This is a genomic window from Endozoicomonas sp. YOMI1, assembly GCF_024606345.1.
Taxonomy (GTDB): domain Bacteria; phylum Pseudomonadota; class Gammaproteobacteria; order Pseudomonadales; family Endozoicomonadaceae; genus Endozoicomonas.
In genome coordinates this window covers 1-1938 of the sequence record NZ_JAHHPM010000031.1, presented here as the reverse complement: position 1 = coordinate 1938, position 1938 = coordinate 1, and the positions used below count along the sequence as shown (strand labels likewise).

Genomic DNA, 1938 nt, shown 5'->3' with positions numbered 1-1938 from the left:
TTGGTCTTGAAACATGTTTTAAGCTAATGCATATCAAAGACAAACAAGGCAATACAGTTATGAGTCATTGTTTAAAACTCCATGATTGTTTGTATACGAAATACAACAATATGTTTCAGACACTCCCCGATACGGTTAAAGTTCAGGAGCTCGGCTCTTAAGCATCCGAAAGAGTTTAAAGAAGTGGCTATCCATTTTAAGGCTGTTTATCCGATCAATCTGGCGGGCATTGTTCTCACTGCTCAAATGCCATTGAACCATTCTCAATTAAAAGAGTCTGACATATACCTAGACAAAAATAACGATCACTGGAAATTATAAAATCAGTTGAAAAACCATAATGTTAACCTATACAACCACAACGATACGATATTCCAGTCGTGAACTACAAGTTCACAGTTCGTGTTTTATTAAGCATTTCGTTTGATAGTCAACGGAGAATTTGTTGTATGGATATTCGCTTAAATGCAAGCAACCTTCCAGTAGCATCAAATACTGAACCGAAAAAACATACTAATTCATCAAGGCCTTTGACAATTAGTGTAGGACCCTCAACAAGGGAACTGAAGGAAGTAACCTTAGATTCTCCGATATCACCCAAGCGGGCTAAGCGGCTAGCATTAAACCCTGCTGAAACATGCCACCCTGAAGAGAACATTCATGCCAGGTCAGTCATCAGACTTGAAACCTTTTTATATTCAAAAACCAACAATCTCAATAAAATGAATCCATGGTGTACTTATTTCAAGTGCATCTATCAATCCCTGGAGGAAAACAAACATCTGGAGATCAAGGCCCAGTTAAATGCTCTTAGCGATGTTCAGATTAAAAGCCTGCTCATTGATAGAACCCCCGGACCTTTTGCAGAATTTCAAAAACCAATTCCACTTTTGGAATTGGCCAGCACTTCCAGGGAGGCTGGCAATATTTTTTTCCGAATTTCATTTGACCGACTATCCTCGGAGGAACTCCGGGTTGCACTTTTAGAATCTGGCGATAGCAATCAGACGTTATTACAACATGCTTGCTGTGTTATGGATGAGCCATTATTCAAGCAACTGGAACAGAAATTAGGTATGCAAACCCTTTTGGAGATGATCACCCGCCCCGTAAATGATCTTGATTCTCCCCTTGCATTTGCCTGTCTTTATAACAAAAGTACCTATCTATTTGATACCGTCATTCATCAAGACCGGGAATTGATAGAAAAACTCCTGAAGGGGAGTCCTGACATTGATCAAAGCTTATTACAGTTCATGTGCAATGATGCTGCAATGCGCTGTCGTCTGTTAAGCGATGATGAATACCATCACCGTATTAAATATCTGCTGAATGCCCTGAGTAAGCAAGATCGCTTTGAAGCCGTCCGTTTTACCGGAAAATCCAATGAGTCTGCTCTGCTGTGGGCCTGCACAAAAAGCTTTGATGATTTTGATGATTTGGCAACAATATTGACTGAATCACTTGATGATCCTCAGATAGCTGAGCTTTGTACAGCAGAAGCGGAAACGGGCAATTCACTGGTGCAAAAGTGCCTTGAACTTGATCGAACTAATAAAGTTGCCAAACTCTGCATGTCAATCCGTGATCCATTATTGAGATTAAAGGTACTGTCGATTTGCACATCGGAAGGCCATTCCTTTTTCCAACAGTGGCTTCTTAAGCCTTTTAACAACCCCATTAAATACACAGAATACCTGTTGCAGGATATGGACGATAGCCATCGGGATCTATTAATTGCCGGTGATCGAAGTATTTGGGATCAGATAAACACCAGTACCAATCATACACTCAGGCAGCAAGAGCAAACTCCCATTGTAAATGTCATGAACAGGAAAGAAATGCGCTTGGCTAACGTTCTCTGGGAGCAGATTGCTGATCCGGAATTACAAATTAAACTGCTACTTTACAAAACCAGACACCAGACAACCCTGTTGC

1 protein-coding gene is annotated in these 1938 nt (G+C 40.7%); it reads left to right on the top strand.

The window, feature by feature from the left end:
• Nucleotides 1-722: 722 nt before the first annotated feature.
• On the top strand, nt 723-1938 hold a 1216-nt coding region (locus KDK15_RS01105; protein WP_257293521.1), incomplete at its 3' end, for a hypothetical protein.